The organism is Streptomyces sp. NPDC057428 (assembly GCF_042803195.1).
Classification (GTDB): domain Bacteria; phylum Actinomycetota; class Actinomycetes; order Streptomycetales; family Streptomycetaceae; genus Streptomyces.
Map to the genome: position 1 here is coordinate 33,135 of NZ_JBHVCT010000009.1, position 17,294 is coordinate 50,428.

16 protein-coding genes are annotated in these 17,294 nt (G+C 71.3%); 10 read left to right on the plus strand and 6 right to left on the minus strand.

Annotated features, from left to right (window positions below):
• Nucleotides 1-90: 90 nt before the first annotated feature.
• The 7 genes from ACFU5K_RS05810 to ACFU5K_RS05840 all read left to right on the plus strand — a co-directional run bounded on the left by ACFU5K_RS05810 (nucleotide 91) and on the right by ACFU5K_RS05840 (nucleotide 3,957).
• Nucleotides 91-957 (plus strand): phosphotransferase enzyme family protein, encoded by an 867-nt coding sequence (locus ACFU5K_RS05810; RefSeq protein WP_384057343.1) that lies wholly within the window; start codon nucleotides 91-93, stop codon nucleotides 955-957.
• 97 nt (nucleotides 958-1,054) lie between these two features.
• Nucleotides 1,055-1,462 carry a hypothetical protein gene (locus ACFU5K_RS05815; RefSeq protein WP_384057346.1) on the plus strand — a complete coding sequence of 136 codons (408 nt, stop codon included), beginning with the start codon at nucleotides 1,055-1,057 and terminating at the stop codon, nucleotides 1,460-1,462.
• 39 nt (nucleotides 1,463-1,501) lie between these two features.
• Nucleotides 1,502-2,110, plus strand: a complete 609-nt coding sequence (locus tag ACFU5K_RS05820) for a hypothetical protein (protein WP_384057349.1) — start codon at nucleotides 1,502-1,504, stop codon at nucleotides 2,108-2,110.
• Nucleotides 2,076-2,372: a hypothetical protein gene (locus tag ACFU5K_RS05825; protein ID WP_384057351.1), complete on the plus strand. Its 297-nt coding sequence runs from the start codon at nucleotides 2,076-2,078 to the stop codon at nucleotides 2,370-2,372. The genes ACFU5K_RS05820 and ACFU5K_RS05825 overlap by 35 nt, the downstream gene beginning before the upstream one ends.
• Nucleotides 2,373-2,430: 58 nt before the next feature.
• Nucleotides 2,431-2,928 (plus strand): hypothetical protein, encoded by a 498-nt coding sequence (locus ACFU5K_RS05830; RefSeq protein WP_384057354.1) that lies wholly within the window; start codon nucleotides 2,431-2,433, stop codon nucleotides 2,926-2,928.
• Nucleotides 2,929-2,989: 61 nt separating this feature from the next.
• Nucleotides 2,990-3,502, plus strand: a complete 513-nt coding sequence (locus ACFU5K_RS05835; RefSeq protein ID WP_384057356.1) for a hypothetical protein — start codon at nucleotides 2,990-2,992, stop codon at nucleotides 3,500-3,502.
• Between the two features lie 98 nt (nucleotides 3,503-3,600).
• A complete protein-coding gene (locus tag ACFU5K_RS05840) occupies nucleotides 3,601-3,957 on the plus strand; it encodes a DUF4333 domain-containing protein (protein WP_384057358.1) in 357 nt (118 codons plus the stop codon).
• A gap of 81 nt (nucleotides 3,958-4,038) precedes the next feature.
• On the opposite strand, the gene ACFU5K_RS05845 is transcribed toward ACFU5K_RS05840, so the two are convergent.
• Nucleotides 4,039-4,752 carry a 3'-5' exonuclease gene (locus ACFU5K_RS05845; RefSeq protein WP_384057360.1) on the minus strand — a complete coding sequence of 238 codons (714 nt, stop codon included), beginning with the start codon at nucleotides 4,750-4,752 and terminating at the stop codon, nucleotides 4,039-4,041.
• Nucleotides 4,753-4,830: 78 nt separating this feature from the next.
• Nucleotides 4,831-6,063, minus strand: a complete 1,233-nt coding sequence (locus ACFU5K_RS05850) for an SAV2148 family HEPN domain-containing protein (RefSeq protein WP_384057363.1) — start codon at nucleotides 6,061-6,063, stop codon at nucleotides 4,831-4,833.
• A 380-nt stretch (nucleotides 6,064-6,443) separates the two neighbouring features.
• Here ACFU5K_RS05850 and glgX point away from each other — a divergent pair, with 380 nt between their 5' ends.
• Both glgX and treY read left to right on the plus strand, forming a co-directional pair.
• The gene (gene glgX / locus ACFU5K_RS05855; RefSeq protein WP_384057366.1) at nucleotides 6,444-8,606 is read left to right on the plus strand and encodes a glycogen debranching protein GlgX; all 2,163 of its coding nucleotides are present in this window, start codon (nucleotides 6,444-6,446) and stop codon (nucleotides 8,604-8,606) included.
• A 96-nt stretch (nucleotides 8,607-8,702) separates the two neighbouring features.
• A complete protein-coding gene (treY, locus tag ACFU5K_RS05860; protein ID WP_384057369.1) occupies nucleotides 8,703-11,108 on the plus strand; it encodes a malto-oligosyltrehalose synthase in 2,406 nt (801 codons plus the stop codon).
• 98 nt (nucleotides 11,109-11,206) lie between these two features.
• Here treY and ACFU5K_RS05865 read toward each other — a convergent pair whose 3' ends face one another.
• Nucleotides 11,207-11,773, minus strand: a complete 567-nt coding sequence (locus ACFU5K_RS05865; RefSeq protein WP_384057372.1) for a DUF1707 and FHA domain-containing protein — start codon at nucleotides 11,771-11,773, stop codon at nucleotides 11,207-11,209.
• Nucleotides 11,774-12,001: 228 nt separating this feature from the next.
• Nucleotides 12,002-13,396 (minus strand): GH1 family beta-glucosidase, encoded by a 1,395-nt coding sequence (locus tag ACFU5K_RS05870; RefSeq protein ID WP_384057375.1) that lies wholly within the window; start codon nucleotides 13,394-13,396, stop codon nucleotides 12,002-12,004.
• A 202-nt stretch (nucleotides 13,397-13,598) separates the two neighbouring features.
• On the opposite strand from ACFU5K_RS05870, the gene treZ reads away from it, so the two are divergent.
• Nucleotides 13,599-15,356 carry a malto-oligosyltrehalose trehalohydrolase gene (gene treZ, locus ACFU5K_RS05875; RefSeq protein ID WP_384057377.1) on the plus strand — a complete coding sequence of 586 codons (1,758 nt, stop codon included), beginning with the start codon at nucleotides 13,599-13,601 and terminating at the stop codon, nucleotides 15,354-15,356.
• A 57-nt stretch (nucleotides 15,357-15,413) separates the two neighbouring features.
• Here the strand turns inward: treZ and ACFU5K_RS05880 are convergent, their stop codons facing one another.
• Together ACFU5K_RS05880 and ACFU5K_RS05885 are read right to left on the minus strand one after the other, a co-directional pair.
• Nucleotides 15,414-16,544 (minus strand): M24 family metallopeptidase, encoded by a 1,131-nt coding sequence (locus ACFU5K_RS05880; protein WP_384057380.1) that lies wholly within the window; start codon nucleotides 16,542-16,544, stop codon nucleotides 15,414-15,416.
• 89 nt (nucleotides 16,545-16,633) lie between these two features.
• Nucleotides 16,634-17,257 carry a nucleoside/nucleotide kinase family protein gene (locus ACFU5K_RS05885; RefSeq protein WP_384057382.1) on the minus strand — a complete coding sequence of 208 codons (624 nt, stop codon included), beginning with the start codon at nucleotides 17,255-17,257 and terminating at the stop codon, nucleotides 16,634-16,636.
• Nucleotides 17,258-17,294 lie beyond the last annotated feature (37 nt).

Below are 17,294 nucleotides of genomic sequence, written 5' to 3' on the forward strand. Positions count from 1 at the left end.
TACCCGTATGGCCGCCTGGGCGGCCTCCGTCATCGTGCTGACGGGCCGACTGTTCGTCAAGGTGGCCTGCGGGGATGAGAAAATCCGGCCATGGACGAGATGCGCGCACGCGAGGTTCTGACCGCCGCCGGATTGCCGGGCGGCGCCGAGCTCCTCGCGCTGGGCGAGAACGCGGTGTTCGCCGACGGTGACGTGGTGGTCAAGGTCGGCAGGGACGCGACCCGTCATCCGGAGCTGCTGGAGCGGGCCGCTCGCGAAGTGGCCGTGGCCCGGTGGCTGGCCGCGTCGGGCGTGCCGGCCGTGCGTGCCGCCGAACCGGACGCCCGGCTGGTTGAGGGGCACCCTGTGACGCTCTGGCACCGGCTGCCGGACGCCGTACGCCCGCCGCTGCCACGCGACCTGGCTCCGCTGCTCACACAGGTGCACGCCCTGCCCGCACCTGATGACTTCACGCTCCCGCGCCGCGAGCTGCTCGGCGGGGTCGAGCGCTGGCTTCAACTCGCGGGCGACGCGATCGATCCCGCCGACGCCGACTACCTGCGGGACCGACGCGACGGTTTCGCGAAGGCGGCGGCCGCCCTGGCCCCCCACCTGCCGCCGGGCCCCATTCATGGTGACGCCCTTCCCCGGAACGTCCACATCGGCCCCGCCGGACCGGTCCTGGTCGACCTGGAGACGTTCTCCGCCGATCTGCGCGAGCACGATCTGGTGGTCCTCGCGCTCTCCCGCGACCGCTACGGCCTGCCCGCCGACACCTATGACGCCTTCACCGAGGCGTACGGCTGGGACGTGCGCGCCTGGGAGGGATGCGCGGTGCTGCGCGGCGCCCGGGAGACGGCGAGCTGCGCCTGGGTCTCCCAGCACGCCGCGGTGAACCCCAAGGCGCTGACGGAGTTCGGCCGCAGAGTGGCTTCGCTGCGCGAGGACGACCCCGAGGTGCGCTGGTACCCCTTCTGAGCGGGCGGGGGGGTGCTGGTCCGGTGCCCGATGATCCATCCGTACTATGCCTCTTGGCCATGAGGCCGAACAGTGTTGATTGCAACGGGGGTTGCCCATGGGAATCGGAGAAGGCGGCGAGCAGAAGCTCGCGAGCTCGGCGAGCGACAAGAAGCGCGCGTCGACGGACATGGAAGGGCATCTGATGCCCGACACCCTGGCAGCCGGGCGCATGGCGGCCGGCAGTGGAACGGTACAGACGCCCTTCCTCGCCCCGTCCACGGCTCCCTCGAGACCCCTCATCAAGCAGGACACCGGGCTGAAGGGCCTCTCCGCCTGGGCCTCGGACCAGGGCGTCTCCGACGCCCTGGGCGCCTGGCAGGGGCAGGCGAACCGGCTGATGGCACGGTTGCAGCAGGAGTTGAACGGGCTGAAGGGCGCGAAGGAGATCCTCCACAACCAGGACCTCGCCAACGGCGCCCAGGCGAACTCCGTACGGCTCCCCAGCAGTTTCGACGGGATGTGACGGGGACCGCCATGACGCTGACCGCCGGCCGATGCCCGGGTGAAGGCGCAGGGCTGGACCGGCGAGATAGCCAAGGCGGTCAAGGCCGTCGACGCCGCCGACCAGAGCGTGAAGCGGGCGCTGTCCCGCGCGACGCGCGATGTCTCCTTCGACGGTATCGGCATCGGCGGGTTCAACACGCAGGCCGAGGGCGATCTAGCGAAGGCCGGTAAGCTCGACCCCAAGCCCGGCAAGAAGGACGGATGGACCTCCGAGGCCGACTCCGAGGCGTCCGGACCGGGAGCCGGGGCGGAGGCCAGCGGTCCGAACATCGGGAAGGGCAAGCTGGCCGAGGCGGAGGCACACGCCGACCTGGGCCGCGCCAAAGCTGAGGGCACGCTCACCAACGGTCCGTTCGAACTGGCCGGAGAGGCCGAAGCCTATGCGGGCGCCAAGGCCTCGGCGGCCGCCGGCATCACCAATGAGGGCGTCCAGGCCGAGGCCGGTGCCTTCGCGGGTGGCGAGGGTTCGGCAAACGGCACCGCCGACGCCGGCCCTGTGGGGGTGTACGGGCGGGCGGAGGCCATGGCGGGCGCCGAGGGCCGGTGTCAACGCGCAAGCGGGCCTGGACGGGGTGAACGTGGGCGCCGAGGCCTTCGCCGGAGCTAGGGGTAGCGTCGGCGCGGGCGCGGACGTCGGGGGAATCGGTGCGGGTGCCACGGCCGAGGGCTGGGCCGGTCCCGGCGCGGAGGCCAGTCTGAACGCCAGCCAGGACGCCAACGGCGTATGGCACTTCGGCCCGAAGGTGGGCATCTCCCCTGCCCTCGGTGGCGCCGTTGGCTTCGAGTTCACCGTCGACCCGGGGAAGGTCGTCGATACCGTGGGCGATGCGGCGAACTGGGTAGGCGACGGAATCGGCAGCATCTTCTGACACTCATGACCACGGACCCGCTGCCGCAAGCACACCGTTGCCCTAAGGAGAAACTGGGATGACCACCACCCTGCCCGTACCGATCGCGTTCGAACTGCCGGACGGCTGGCGCGCCACACCGCCGGACGGAGTGGGCGCGCCGGGCTCGGCGTTCGTCGCGCTGCACCCGCATCCGGATGAGGGATTCACCGCGAATATCACGATCGACGGCGAGTTCCGCCCGGACGAGGCGACGCTCCCCGAGATCGCCGACGAATCGGTGGAGAACCTGCGCCGGTCCGCCGCGTCGGTCGCGGTCGTGGAACGCCGCGAGGTCGGTTCCGCGGATGCTCCTGGCCTCACCCAGACCCTGGCACTCTCGGCCGTCGCCGGCGGCTCGCTCCGCGACCTCGTGCAGTCACAGGTCTACCTGTCCCTGCTGGACGTCACGGACCCGAGCAAGCGGGCGGTGATCCGTCTGATCCTGACCGTGACCGCGTCCCAGCACCTCGCCGTCCTGGAGGACTTCAGGGACTTCGTGCGCACCGTCCGCCCGGACGCCGACGCGGCTTCCTAGGATGTCCCCGCCGGGACGGCCTTCCTTGCACCCGCAATCCGACCCCTCATAGGTTGACCTCATGGGATTCTTCGACATGCTGACCGGGACCAAGCGCCCCGAGGACGGGGTCGTGCCACGACCGGCCGAGGAGTTGCGGACAGCCCTGCTCGGTCTGAACGGGCCCGATGTCCCGTACATCATCAACGACGGCGCAGCGCACGGCGCCGATCTGGTGGCGGAGTGGCGGCTCGCCGAGCCCGCCTGGCAGACCTTCTTCATCGGGTCCCGGCTGACGCACGCCATCCGGATCCGGATGCGCCTGGCCGAGGATGTCCCTGAGGTACGTGCCGTCGAGGAGCAGTGGGAGGTCACCCGCGTCGGGAATCCTCCGCGGCTCCAGGCCTCGGCGGAGTACGGGCGCGGCGCGGGCAGGACCGTCTCCCGCCGGTGGTCTCTCCAACGAGGGGAGAACGGCCGCCTCGAAGCGCTGGAGACGTTCAGTTTCGACAGCGCTCAGCTGACCGGCCCTTTGCGGAACACCGCCGTCGAAGCGGGCTGGACCTGGCGCGGGGTGATCTTCGGCAAGCTCTGAGCGGGCGGCCGTCGATTCTTCTTCGACCTCCCGGCAGTACGGTGCTGCGTATGATTCCGGCATCTTCCTCTCATGATCACCCGGAATGGATTCCCCCCATGCCCATAGTCCGCCTGAACACAGCAGCGACATGGAGCCTCTCCGCCGCGGCAGCCGGCGTGCTGCACGCCGGCTGCTCCGGGTCGGTCAGCGTCGGAAGCTCCGATCCGAAGCTGTCCTCGGGCAAGCTGGCCAACACGGTCGCCGAGAAGCTCGCCAGTACAACGGGCCAGCCGAAGCCGGACATCGCCTGCCCCGAGGACCCTGCCGGGAAGGTCGGCACCACCACCCGCTGCACGCTCACCGCGAAGGAGGGCAGCACGCTCGGTGTGTCGGTCAAGGTCACCTCGGTCGAGGGAGGCAAGATCAACTTCGACATCGAGGCCGACGAAACGGCTTCCCCGGCCAGGAACTGACCTCCGGCCCTCCGAGGCCACGACGTCGGGTCGGCCACACCGGCGAACAGGGTCCCTACCGGACAGCGGTGACGGCCGGAGTCATCGCATACGAGGGATGAGCGGCCAGGCCGGTTCGACGACGGCCGCCGGATCCGCCGTGCGCCGCAGATAGGCCTGCAGGGAGAGCGACTGCTCGGCTGCCGCGTGCACCTGGAGACCGTGCAGGTCCTCCAACGGCATGACTCCGACGGGTTCGTGCTTCTCCCCCATGCGTCGCACCACGAGGGCGGCGGCCACAGCGTCCGCCCTCGCGTCGTGCGCGTCGTCGAGCGACACCCCGTAGTGGGCGCACAGCGCGTGGAGGGCCCGCTTCCCCTTCCGGTACCTGTCGACGTGCTTGTCGATCACCAACGGATCGATGACGGGTGAAGGTTCGTCGCCCAGCCGCTCACTGACCGACTCGACCCCGTACCGCAGGCACTCACGGTCGAGCAGCGACAGGTCGTAGCGCGCGTTCATCACCACCAGCGGCGTCCCCGAGCGCAGCCCGTCGGCGACCGCCCTCGTGATCTCCTCGATCGCGGAGGCGGCCGGCAGCCCGTGCTCGCGGGCGCGTTCCGTCGAGATGCCGTGGATCGCCGATGCCTGCTCGGGTATGGCCACACCGGGATTCAGCAGCCAGGTCCGCTCCTCCGAGACGGATCCGTCCGCCTCCAGCCGGACGACCGCTGCCGTCACGATACGGTCGGTCTCGACATCCGTCCCCGTGGTCTCCAGGTCGAACGACATCAACGGGCCGCTGATCCAGCTCATCCCGTACCTCCTTCTGTGGTGCTTCCCCCCAAGTGACGACCACCCTCGCACGCACCACTGACAACGCAGGAGGGGGTGTCAGGAGACGGGCCGTGAGTCCGTCCAGACCGACTCGAACTCCTCGCGGTAGGTCTCGAAGAGACCGTGCTCGCTGTCCTGCCCCGCCCGGACCACCGCGCGCCCGCCGCCCCGCAGCACCAGCACGGGCGCCTCCATGCCGCGTGCGCGCCGCAAATAGGGCTGGACGACTCCGACCGCGTCGGGCCCGTCGCCGTCCACCAGATAGGCCGTGAAGCGTGGCGTCTCGTCGAAGACGTGGATCTGGAAGGCGCCGGGGTCGCGGAGCTTGGAGCGGACCCGTCGCATGTGGAGGATGTTCATCTCCACCGAGCGGCTCAGCTCGGCCTTCTTGAGGCCCAGTTCGCGCTCCCGGCGCTTGACCGCGCTGCTCGCCGGGTTGATGAAGAGCAGCCGGACCCGGCAGCCGGACTCGGCGAGGCGGACCAGGCGGCGCCCGGAGAAGTTCTGCGTGAGGAGGTTGAGCCCGATGCCGATCGCGTCCAGCCGCCGGGCGCCGCCGAACAGGTCCTCGGCGGGGAGCTGGCGCTGCAGCCGGACCCGGTCGGGGTGGACGGACACCACGTCGGCGTAGCGGTCGCCGACGAGTTCCTCCACCGCGTCCACGGGCAGCCGGTCGGCGGAGGGGACGGCGGCCCCGCTGCCGAGGATCTCCAGGAGCCGAGCGGAGGCCCGCTCCGCCTGCGCGAGGACCGCTTCGTTCAGCGCGCGGTTGCGGGAGACGACGTTGCGCGCCACCTCCAGCTCGTCCAGCGCGAGCTCCACCTCCCGGCGGTCGTCGAAGTACGGCTCGAAGCAGGGCCAGTGCTGGACCATCAGCTCGCGGAGCTGCGGCAGCGTGAGGAAGCTGAGGACGTTGTCGTCGGCCGGGTCGAGCAGATAGCCCTTACGGCGGGAGACCTCGCGGACCGCGACCGCGCGCTGCACCCACTCCTGACCCGCTGGTCCCGCGGCGGCGACCACCCAGTCCTCACCGTGCACCGGTTCGTAGATCGGCCGGATGACCGCGGAGACCACGGCACGCAGCCGCTGTTCCACCAGATTCAGCCAGATGTACGCACGCCCCGCCCGCTGGGCACGCGTACGCACCTCGTTCCAGGAGTCCGCGTCCCAGTCCAGCTCGGCGCCGATCTCCATGGGCTGTGCGAGGGAGACCGCCCCCGGCTGGGCATCGGTCGATTCCCCCTCGTGACCTGCGTCACCTGGGGGCAGCTCGAATCCTCCCGAGCTCACCCGCGTACCGCCTTCCACTCCCCCACCAACGATCAAGGAAGGGTACTCCGCAAGCGGGAGCCGGTGCAGCAGGATGCACAGGCTCCTCACTCAACTCCTCGAGAAATCAGGCTTGTTCCTTGCGGCGAGATCGGGTGGAGTGAGATGGTTCATAGTGATTGTGCACCCTCTCGCATGCCGCATACCGGACGGAGGAGTTGTCGGGCGGCCCGTGACCCCTGTCCGGGCGACACCGAGGTGTCCCAGGTTGACCGGCCCGGTGGGATCGTGCCGACGGGACCCGGCCGCACCGGCCGACGTACTAGGTACAGGACCGTCTTTCGGGGAGTATCGGGGCGAAAACCCCCAGCACCCGGATCAGAAGTGGAAGAGTCCTATCTATGCAGGTCTGGCCGGGACACGCCTATCCCCTCGGTGCCACCTACGACGGCGCCGGAACCAATTTCGCGGTCTTCTCCGAGGCTGCCGACCGGATCGAGTTGTGCCTCCTGCACGACGACGGTTCGGAGACGGCGGTGGAACTCCGCGAGACCGACGCCTTCGTCCGTCACGCCTATCTGCCCGGAGTGATGCCGGGACAGCGTTACGGCTTCCGGGTGCACGGCCCGTACGAGCCGCAGCACGGGCAGCGGTGCAATTCGGCGAAACTGCTCCTCGACCCGTACGCCCGTGCGATCTCCGGGAAGATCCAGTGGGGCGAGGCGGTGTACGGCTATCCGTTCGGCAAGCCGGACGAGCGCAACGACCTCGACTCGGCGCCCCACACGATGAGCTCGGTCGTGGTCAATCCCTACTTCGACTGGGGCGACGACCGCCGCCCCCGTACGGACTACCACCGCACGGTGATCTACGAGGCCCATGTGAAGGGCCTGACGATGCTCCACCCGGGTCTGCCCGAGGAACTGCGCGGCACGTACGCGGGGCTCGCGCATCCGGAGATCATCGCCCACCTGACCGAACTGGGGGTGACGGCGATCGAACTGATGCCGGTGCACCAGTTCGTCCAGGACCACCGGCTGGCCGACGCCGGCCTTGCCAACTACTGGGGCTACAACACCATCGGCTTCTTCGCGCCGCACAACGCCTACGCGTCGTGGGGCGACCGGGGCGAGCAGGTGCTGGAGTTCAAGCAGGCGGTCAAGGCGCTGCACCAGGCGGGCATCGAGGTGATCCTCGACGTGGTCTACAACCACACGGCGGAGGGAAACCACCTCGGCCCGACGCTCTCCTTCCGCGGGCTCGACAACGCCTCGTACTACCGCCTGGCCGATGACCAGAAGTACTACATGGACACGACGGGCACAGGGAACTCCCTGCTCATGCGGTCCCCGCACGTCCTGCAGCTGATCATGGACTCGCTGCGGTACTGGGTGACGGAAATGCACGTGGACGGCTTCCGTTTCGACCTGGCGGCCACGCTCGCGCGCCAGTTCCACGAGGTCGACCGGCTGTCGTCGTTCTTCGACCTGGTGCAGCAGGACCCGGTCGTCAGCCAGGTGAAGCTGATCGCCGAGCCGTGGGACGTGGGCGAGGGCGGTTACCAGGTGGGCAACTTCCCCCCGCTGTGGACCGAGTGGAACGGCAAGTACCGGGACACCGTCCGCGACCTGTGGCGGGGAGAGCCCCGGACGCTCGCAGAGTTCGCCGGACGGCTCACGGGATCATCGGACCTCTACCAGGACGACGGCCGGCGCCCGCTCGCCTCGATCAACTTCACGACCTGCCACGACGGCTTCACGCTGCACGACCTCGTCTCGTACAACGAGAAGCGCAACGAGGCCAACGGCGAGGGCAACCGGGACGGCGAGAGCCACAACCGCTCGTGGAACTGCGGCGCGGAGGGCGAGACCGATGACAAGGAGATCCAGGAGCTGCGCAGCCGTCAGATGCGCAACTTCATCGCCACGCTGATGCTGTCCCAGGGGGTGCCGATGCTGAGCCACGGCGACGAGTTCGCGCGGACCCAGCGGGGCAACAACAACGGCTACTGCCAGGACAACGAGCTCTCCTGGGTCCACTGGCCCGACCCGGCCGCCGCCACGCGCACCGAGGACAAGGACGACAACGACGCCGGCGCAGGCTCGGACACGAGCCTGCTGGAGTTCACCCGGGCGATGGTCTGGCTGCGGCGCGACCACCCGGTCTTCCGGCGCAGGCGCTTCTTCCACGGCCGTCCGGTGGAGGGCACGCACGACGAGCTGTCCGACATCGCGTGGTTCACCCCCAGGGGTGAGGAGATGACCCAGCGGGACTGGCAGGCCGCGCACGCCAAGGCGATGACGGTCTTCCTGAACGGCCACGCGATCTCCGAGCCCGGCCCCCGGGGTGAGCGGATCTCCGACGACTCGTTCCTGCTGATGTTCAACGCGGGTGCCGAGACCCTGGAGTTCGCCGTGCCGATGAACCACGGCAAGCAGTGGCAGGTCGTCGTGGACACGGCCGTACCGGACGGGGTGCCGCCGGGTGCGGGGCCCAAGGTGTCCGCGGGTGAGCGGGTGACTCTGCTCGGCCGGAGTCTCAGTGTGCTGAAACGCCCGGCGTAGGCCGATGGAGTGCCGGGGGCGGGGCGGAGGCCGTCGGCCGGTGCCGGGTGGCCGAGAAGGTGGGAGAGAGCCGCCCGGCTGGGTACGTACCACTCCATGACGCCCACCGCCACGTACCGGCTGCAGCTCCAACCGGACTTCCCGTTCGCCGCCGCCGCGGACGCCGTGCCGTATCTCGCCGAGATCGGCGTCTCCCATCTGCACCTGTCGCCCGTCCTGGAGGCCGTGCCCGGATCGGGCCACGGCTACGACGTCGTGGACCACACCAGGGTGCGGGCCGAGTTCGGCGGTGAGGAGGGGCTGCGGGAACTGTCCGCCGCGGCGAGGGCCCACGGCCTCGGGCTGGTCCTGGACATCGTGCCGAACCACATGGCCGCCGCACCCCGCCACAACCTGCCGTTGTGGGAGGTGCTGCGCGAGGGCCCGGACTCCCCGTACGCCCGCTGGTTCGACATCGACTGGGAGGCCGGCGGCGGGAAGGTCCTGCTGCCGGTGCTCGCGGGGCGCGTCGGCGAGGAGAGCGCCGGCTTCGAGCGGGCCTCCCGGGACGACGGGACGCCCGTGCTCCGCTACGCCGACCTGGAGTTCCCGCTGCGCGAAGGCACGGCGGACCTCCCGCTGCCCGAGCTGCTGGCGGCCCAGCACTACCGTCTCGCCTGGTGGCGGCTGGCCAGGACCGAACTGAACTACCGGCGCTTCTTCACCATCTCCGACCTGATCGGCGTCCGGGTGGAGCATCCCGAGGTCTTCGCCGCCACCCACGGCAAGATCCTCGAACTGGTCCGCGACGGGGTAGTCGAGGGGCTGCGCATCGACCATCCGGACGGACTGGCCGATCCCGAGGCGTATCTGGGGCAGCTGGGCGAGGCCACCGGCGGACGCTGGACGGTGGTCGAGAAGATCCTCACCGGAGCCGAAGTCCTCCCCGCCGCGTGGGCGGTCGCGGGAACGACCGGGTACGACGCGCTGCACCGGATCGACGGCCTGTTCACCGATCCGATGGGCGCGGCGGACCTGCTCGGCCGCTACCGGGACTTCGCGGGCCCTGCGGGCGACCGGGGCGGCTACTGGACCGCTACCGTCCGCAGGGCGGCGTACCGCGTGGTCACCCATGAACTGGCCGCCGAGACGCAGTGGCTGACGCGTCTCGCCGTCCAGGTCTGCGCGGGGAGTCCCGCCACCCGCGACCACGCACCGTGGGCGCTGCACACGGCGGTGCGCGAGCTGTTGGTGCGGGTCCCCGTCTACCGGCCGTACGTCACGGCCGGAGGGCCGCTCACGGAGGTCGCGGAGTCGACGCTGCCGGCCGAGGCGGTACGCGATGCCAAGGCGGCGTTCTCCGTACCCCAGGAGGCGGACGCGGTCGACGTGGTGCGGGACCTCGCGCTGGGACGGCTGGGCGACGGGCCGGAACACGCCTCGTTCTGCGCACGGTTCGCACAGACGGCCTCAGCCCTCCACGCCAAGTCGGTGGAGGACACGGCGTTCTATCGCTACGTCCCGCTGATCTCGGCGACCGAGGTGGGCGGCGACCCGGGGCAGCCGGCGGTGAGCCCGGAGGAGTTCCACGCCTTCGCGGCCCGAATCAGCCGGGACTGGCCCGGTACCGGCACGGTCCTGACCACGCACGACACCAAGCGGAGCGGGGACGTGCGGGCCCGGATCGCGGTCCTGTCCGAGTGCCCGCAACGGTGGTCGTCACTGGTGGAGCAGTTGTCCAGGGCGGCGACCGTGCCGGCACCCGACCCGCAGCTGGCCTGGCAGGCCTGGCAGTCCGCGTACGGCTGCGCCGGCCTGGCAGTGGGTGAGATGGCGGGGAGGCTGGAGCCGGCGTTGCTGAAGTCCGTGCGCGAGGCTGGCCTGTTCACGAGCTGGACCGAGCCGGATCCGGCGTACGAGCGTGCGGTGACCGACTTCGTCGCGGCGGGTCCCGGAAGCGAGGCGGGCGAGGCGCGGGCGCTGATGACCCGGTTCGCGCAGGAGCTGACGCCCTTCGTGCGGGCCAACGTCCTCGGAGCGGCGCTGGTGCACCTGACGATGCCGGGCGTGCCCGATCTGTACCAGGGCACGGAGCGGGAGTACATCGCGCTCGTCGACCCGGACAACCGGCGGCCGTTCAGCAGGCCTTCGGGAGGCGGTGACGAGAAGGCGGCGCTCACCGTGGCCGCGCTGCGACTGCGCCGGGAACGCCCCGAGGTCTTCGGCGAGTCCGGTACCTACGCCCCGGTGTCCGCGCGGGGCCCGGCGGCTGCCCACTGCCTGGCGTTCTGCCGGTCCGGCGAGGTGGTCACCGCGGTGACGCGGCTGGCGCTTCGGCTCGACGAGGAGGGCGGCTGGCGCGACACCGTGCTGACGCTGCCCGGCGAGGGTCCGTGGACCGACCTCCTCTCACCGGGCGGTGAGTTCACCGGCCCCGATGTCCCGGTTGCGGAGCTCTTCGCCGAGCGCCCAGTGGCGCTGCTCGTGAGGGCGGGCGGTCAGGTCTCTCCCGGACGCGGCTGAGCCGGCCGGAGCGGACTCGGGGCGGTGTGCCCCGGCGCCCGCAGGCTCGTGCGGTGTTGCGGCCGGTCGTGGCCCGCCCGCCGGCGCGGGGCGCGCTCTCAGGCTGGTGGGACGGGGGGCGAGACGGTGAGCCGGAACGTCATCCGGCCGAAGCTCACCTGGTCGCCGTCGCGCACCACGACCGATCCGACGACCCGCTGTCCGTTGACGCAGGTGCCGTTCGTCGAGCCCAGGTCGCGCAGGATCCACCGGCTGGCGTGCGCTGTGAGTTCGGCGTGCAGCCGTGACACCGTCTCGTGGCTGAGCCGGAGTCCGTTGCCCGGGTCGCGGCCGATGAGCAGGGGGTGCGGCCCCGGCATCGGCAGCATCAGCTTGGGCAGCCGCTCCGACTGCCAGGCCCTGCGCACCCGTGCGGGAAAGGCGGAGACGCCGCCCACGGCGCGAAAGAGGCCGCGGGTCCAGCGCCCACCGGAATCCAGGTCTGAGGTCAGCGCCGCCAGGTCCTCGGGGCGCCGGGCGACCAGGGCGAGTTCCATGCGCCGCAGGAAAGTGTCGTGGGAGAGCTTGCCCTGGGCGGCGCCGTCCCTGAGCACACCGAGGACACGGTCGCGCTGGGCGTCGGACAACCGCGCGGGGTACGTGTGGGACTCGAAGGAGGACGTCACACTGCCGATTGTCGGGCCGACAGGCCGGAGGTGTCCAGAAGAACCCCGGTATCGGTGGCCCTGACCTGCGTCGGAGACTGCAAATCCCGTCCCCTGCGCCTGGGTTGTCCCGCACCGGCCGGGGCGCGTGCACGTACCGGCGGCGCGGGCGAACCGCTCGCGCCGAGGGAGCGCCCGACCGGGGCGACGCCCCGGTGGCCGCCGCGTTCGCCCGCGCAGGCCACCGCGTCACGCAGGAGCGTGTCCACCTGGGGTGAGCGCCGCCTCCGGCGTGCCCGCGGTGCGCTGGGCTCTGATCACGTCGCGGTACCAGGCGTACGACTCCTTGGGGGTGCGCCGCAGCGTCTCGTAGTCGATGTGGACCAGGCCGAACCGCTTGCTGGCCCCTTCGGTCCACTCGACGTTGTCGGTCAGCGACCAGGTGAAGTAGCCGCGTACGTCGACGCCCGCGTCGATGGCCGTCCGCAGAGCCTCCAGGTGTCCCTCCAGGAAGGCGATGCGGCGGCCGTCGGCGACGGGCTCGTCGACCGCGCAGCCGTTCTCCGTGATGTAGACGGGCGGCAGCCGGTCGCCGAAACGGTCACGCAGCCCGCCGAGCGTCTCGGCGAGCCCTTCGGGGACGACGGGCCAGCCGAAGTCGGTGGTGTCGTACCCCTCGATCTCCCTGATGCCGAAGGGGAGTCCCTCGGGCATGGAGTACCCCGAGAAGGAGTCGAGCGCCTCGGGCCGCGGGGCACCCACGAGGGTCGGGTTGTAGTAGTTGACGCCGTACCAGTCGAGAGGGGCCGAGATGACCTTGAGGTCGTCCTCGACGGGACCGGGCATGAGGGCGGCGAAGCCCTCGTCGGGATAGCGGCCGGTGAGGACCGGGTCGGCGAACAGCCAGTTGGTCAGGGTGTCGTAGAGCTCGGCGCCCGTGCGGTCCTCGTCCGAGTCCCCCGCCGTCCAGACGGGCGAGTGGGAGAGCGCGATGCCGATGTTGCCCGCTCCCGCGGCGCGCAGCGCCCTCACGGCAAGGCCGTGCGCGAGGAGCTGGTGGTGCGCGGCCGGCAGGGCGTCGAAGAGGAGGGTGCGGCCGGGGGCGTGCTCGCCGAGCGCGTAGCCCAGCATGGTGACCTCGGCCGGCTCGTTGATGGTGATCCACATGGGTACCCGGTCGGCGAGGCGCTCCGCGACGATGCCCGCGTACTCCGCGAAGCGGTAGGCGGTGTCCCGGTTGAGCCAGCCGCCCGCCTCGTCGAGCGGGAGCGGGGTGTCCCAGTGGTAGAGGGTCGGGGCCGGGGTGATCCCGTGCGCGCAGAGCTCGTCGACTAGCCGGTCGTAGAAGTCCAGCCCGGCGGGGTTGAGAGAGCCGCTTCCGCCGGGCACGACACGGGGCCAGCTGATGGAGAAGCGGAACGCGTCGGCGCCGAGTCCGGCGAGCAGGGCGACGTCCTCGCGGTAGTGCTCGTGGAAGCCGGTGCCCCGGGTGGTGTCGGTGCCGTCCTTGATGCGGCCGGGCTGGGCGGCGAAGGCGTCCCAGCCGGAGGGCCCCTTCCCGTCGGCGTCGAAGGCCCCCTCCGTCTGGAAAGCGGAGGCGGAGGCACCCCAGAGGAATCCGGGTGGGAACGTCGGCACGGTCATCTCGGCCTCCAGCAGCCGTAAGGGGGACCTTGTACTACTGCCCGGGCTCGCCGCGAATGGGCAGAACCTGGTAGGGCAATGATCAGGGCCAGACCTTAATCGCCAAGTGCGGGCTCGCTCCAGTGTCCCGGGGCCGTGCGTGCGAAATCCGCCGATCATGGGGCCTCCGGTGAGGCATCACGTTCATGGACAGGAGTGGTGAATGCAGTTCGAGGTGTGGGCCCCCGAGGCCGGGTCCGTGGTGCTGTGCACGGCGGGCGGGCGCGGCCCGATGGAGCCTGACCCGCTGCGGGCAGGCTGGTGGACCGCCGAGGCGGAGGCCGCGGACGGCGACCGGTACGGCTTCTCGCTGGACGGCGGACCCGTGCTGCCCGATCCCCGTTCCCGGCGCCAGCCGGACGGACCGGACGGCGAGAGCGCGGTCGTCGACCAGGACGCCTACGCGTGGCGGACCACGTGGGCGGGGCGGGGCCTGCCCGGCGCCGTCCTGTACGAACTCCATGTCGGCACGTTCACGGACGCGGGCACCTTCGACGCCGCGGCCGCGCGGCTCGGCCATCTCGTGGACCTCGGCATCACCCATGTGTCCGTGATGCCCGTCTGCCCGTTCCCGGGAACCCACGGATGGGGGTACGAAGGAGTGTCGCTCTGGGCGGTGCACGAGCCGTACGGCGGCCCGCACGCGTTGAAGCGCTTTGTCGACACGGCGCACGGAATGGGCCTCGCGGTCGTCCTGGACGTGGTCCACAACCATCTCGGCCCCTCGGGCAACTACCTCCCGGCCTTCGGCCCGTACTTCACCGATACGCACCACACACCCTGGGGCTCGGCCGTCAACCTGGACGCACCGGGGTCGGACGAGGTCCGGGCCTACCTGCTGGGCAGCGCGCTCGCCTGGCTGCGGGACTACCGTCTGGACGGCCTGCGCCTGGACGCCGTGCACGCCCTGGCGGACGGCCGCGCACTCACCTTCCTGGAGGAGCTCTCCACCGCTGTCGACGCCCTGGCCTCGGAGCTCGGGCGGCCGCTCGGGCTGATCGCGGAGTCCGACCTCTGCGACCCCCGGACGACGACGCCCCGCACCGAGGGCGGCATCGGTCTGCACGCCCAGTGGAACGACGACTTCCACCACGCGCTGCACAGCGCTCTCACCGGCGAATCCCAGGGCTACTACGCCGACTTCGCGAGGGCTCCGCTGGCAGCCCTGGCCAAGACGGTGACCAGCGCGTTCTTCCACAACGGCACGTACTCCAGCTTCCGGGGCCGTACGCACGGCCGCCGCGTCGACGTCACCCGGACGCCCGCCCACCGCTTCGTGGGCTACGCCCAGACACACGACCAGATCGGCAACCGCGCCCTCGGCGACCGGCTCGCCGCCACGCTCCCGGCCGGGCTCCAGGCGTGTGCGGCGGCGCTGGTGCTCACCGGGCCGTTCGTCCCGATGCTCTTCATGGGCGAGGAGTGGGGCGCCCGGACACCGTGGCAGTTCTTCACCGACCACACCGATCCGGATCTCGCCCGCGCCGTACGCGACGGCAGGCGCCGCGAGTTCGCGGAGCACGGCTGGACCGAGGAGGAGATCCCTGACCCGCAGGACCCGGACACCTGGGCACGGTCCTGCCTCGACTGGAGCGAACCGGAGCGGGAGCCGCACACCAGGCTGCTGGCGTGGTACCGCGAGCTGATCGCCCTGCGCCACGCCCTGCCCGACCTCTCCGACCCCGATCTCGCGTCGGTGAGGGTGGCGTTCGACGAGGCGGCACGCTGGCTCGTCTGCCGGCGGGGCGAGCTGCGGATCGCGGTCAACCTGTCGGGGAAGCCGGCCGCGATCCCGCTGGGTGCCGGACGGCGCCGGGGTGCGGTCCGGGTGCTGGCCGCCTGGGATCCGGTCGGGGCTCCGGGCGTGGACGGGCTGCTGCACCTTCCGCCGGAATCCTGCGTGGTGGTGGCCGACGACTGAACAGCGCGGTCACCCTGGGGCGCGCCGGACCGAAGCGGGGTGACGCCGGACGGGCCGTCACTCCACGATCGCCATCTCACGTGAGGTGGTGTTGAGCCGCCTGCCCCCGTCCTGAGTGACGGTCACGATGTCCTCGATGCGGACGCCGAAGCGGCCCGGGAGATAGATGCCCGGCTCGACGGAGAAGCACATCCCGGGCACGAGCGGCTGCTCCTCGCCCTCGATCATGTAGGGCGGCTCATGTGTGGTGACGCCGATGCCGTGGCCGGTGCGGTGGATGAAGTGCTCGCCGTAGCCGGACTCCGTGATGACGGCGCGGGCCGCCCGGTCGACGTCCTGGCAGGCCACCCCGGGCCGCACCGCACGGCAGCCCTCCTCCTGCGCCTCCCGCACGACGTCGTGGACACGCTGCTCCTCAGCGGTGGGTTCACCGACGTGGACCGTGCGGGAGGTGTCGGAGCCGTAGCCGTGCTTCAGTCCGCCGAAGTCCAGGACGATCATGTCGCCCGTCCCGATGGTCCGGTCGCCGGCCTCGTGGTGCGGGTTCGCGCCGTTCGGTCCGGAGCCGACCACGGTGAAGTCGACCTGGGAATGGCCGTGCTGCTTCAGGAGGGCCGCGAGGTCGGCGGCCACGTCGCTCTCCCGGCGCCCCGAGAAGCGGACCTTCAGGATCTCCTCGTACGTGGCGTCGGCGGCCGCCCCTGCCGCCGCGAGCCGTTCCAGCTCGGCCGCGTCCTTGACGGCGCGGAGCATCGGCAGGGCGTCGGTGAGGGAGACGTAGGAGGCGTCGGGGAGGTCCTTGCCGAGCGCCAGCAGGTGGAGCGCCCAGGCGTTGTCACTGATCCCGAACCGGCCCTTGCGGTCGAGCAGCGCGGCCGTCAGCGCGTACGGATCGGCGGCATCGGTCCACTCGCGCAGGGTGAGGGCGGGCGCACCCGGGGCGCGTGCCGCGTCCGCCGCCTCCAGTGCCGGTACGACGAGGACGGGATCGTGTCCCGCGCGCAGGACGAGCATGGTGAGGCGCTCGGTGTCGGCGGGCAGCCGGTAGCCGGTGAGGTGGACCATGTCGGGGCCGGGGGCGACGAGGAGCCCCGCCAGTCCGGCGGCGTCGGCGGACGCCGCCGCGCGGGCCATCCGGGCGCGGTAGTCCTCGGCCGTGAAGGGCGCGGGCTGGGCGGAGCTGGGCATGGGACCTCCTGGCGGGGCGATGCGGCACACAGCATCCTGCCCGTCAGCCCCGCCGCACGCGAGCGTGGTGCACGGTTCGGCGCCGGGGATCATTGACGTCGTACGACGAGGTCGGCGCGGTCGCGGTACCGCTCGATCAGCCGGGCGTTGCGCTCGTCGGAGCCGGCGACCCATCGCTCGGCGTGGGCGCGTGACTTGCCGAACCGCACATGCCGCTCCACAAGGCCGCTCACCCGCTCGCGCGGGTCGGCGTCCACGAACCACACCTCGTCGAGCAGCCCCCGCACCGCGGCCCAGGGGCCCTCGTCGAGGAGCAGGTAGTTGCCCTCGGTCACGACGAGCGGGATCTCACGGGGGACGCACACCGAACCGGCGACAGGCTCCTCCAGGGCCCGGTCGAAGGCGGGTGCGTAGACCGGGCCGGGCTCCCGCGGATTCCTCAGCCTCGCAAGGAGCGCCGCGTAGCCGGAGGCGTCGAAGGTGTCGGGAGCACCCTTACGGCCGCTCCGCCCGAGGCGTTCGAGTTCCGCCCCGGCCAGGTGGAATCCGTCCATCGGCACGAGCACGGCAAGACCGCCCAGCTCGTCGACGATCCGGGCCGCCATGGTGGACTTCCCCGCACCGGGTGGGCCGGCGATGCCGAGGATGCGGCGGTCGCCGTCCGCTGCGAGGCGCCGGGCCCGGTCCGCCAGAGCGATGTCACTCGTGTCCATGGCGCGCATTGTCCCCGTCCGAGCCGGGCCCGCGTTA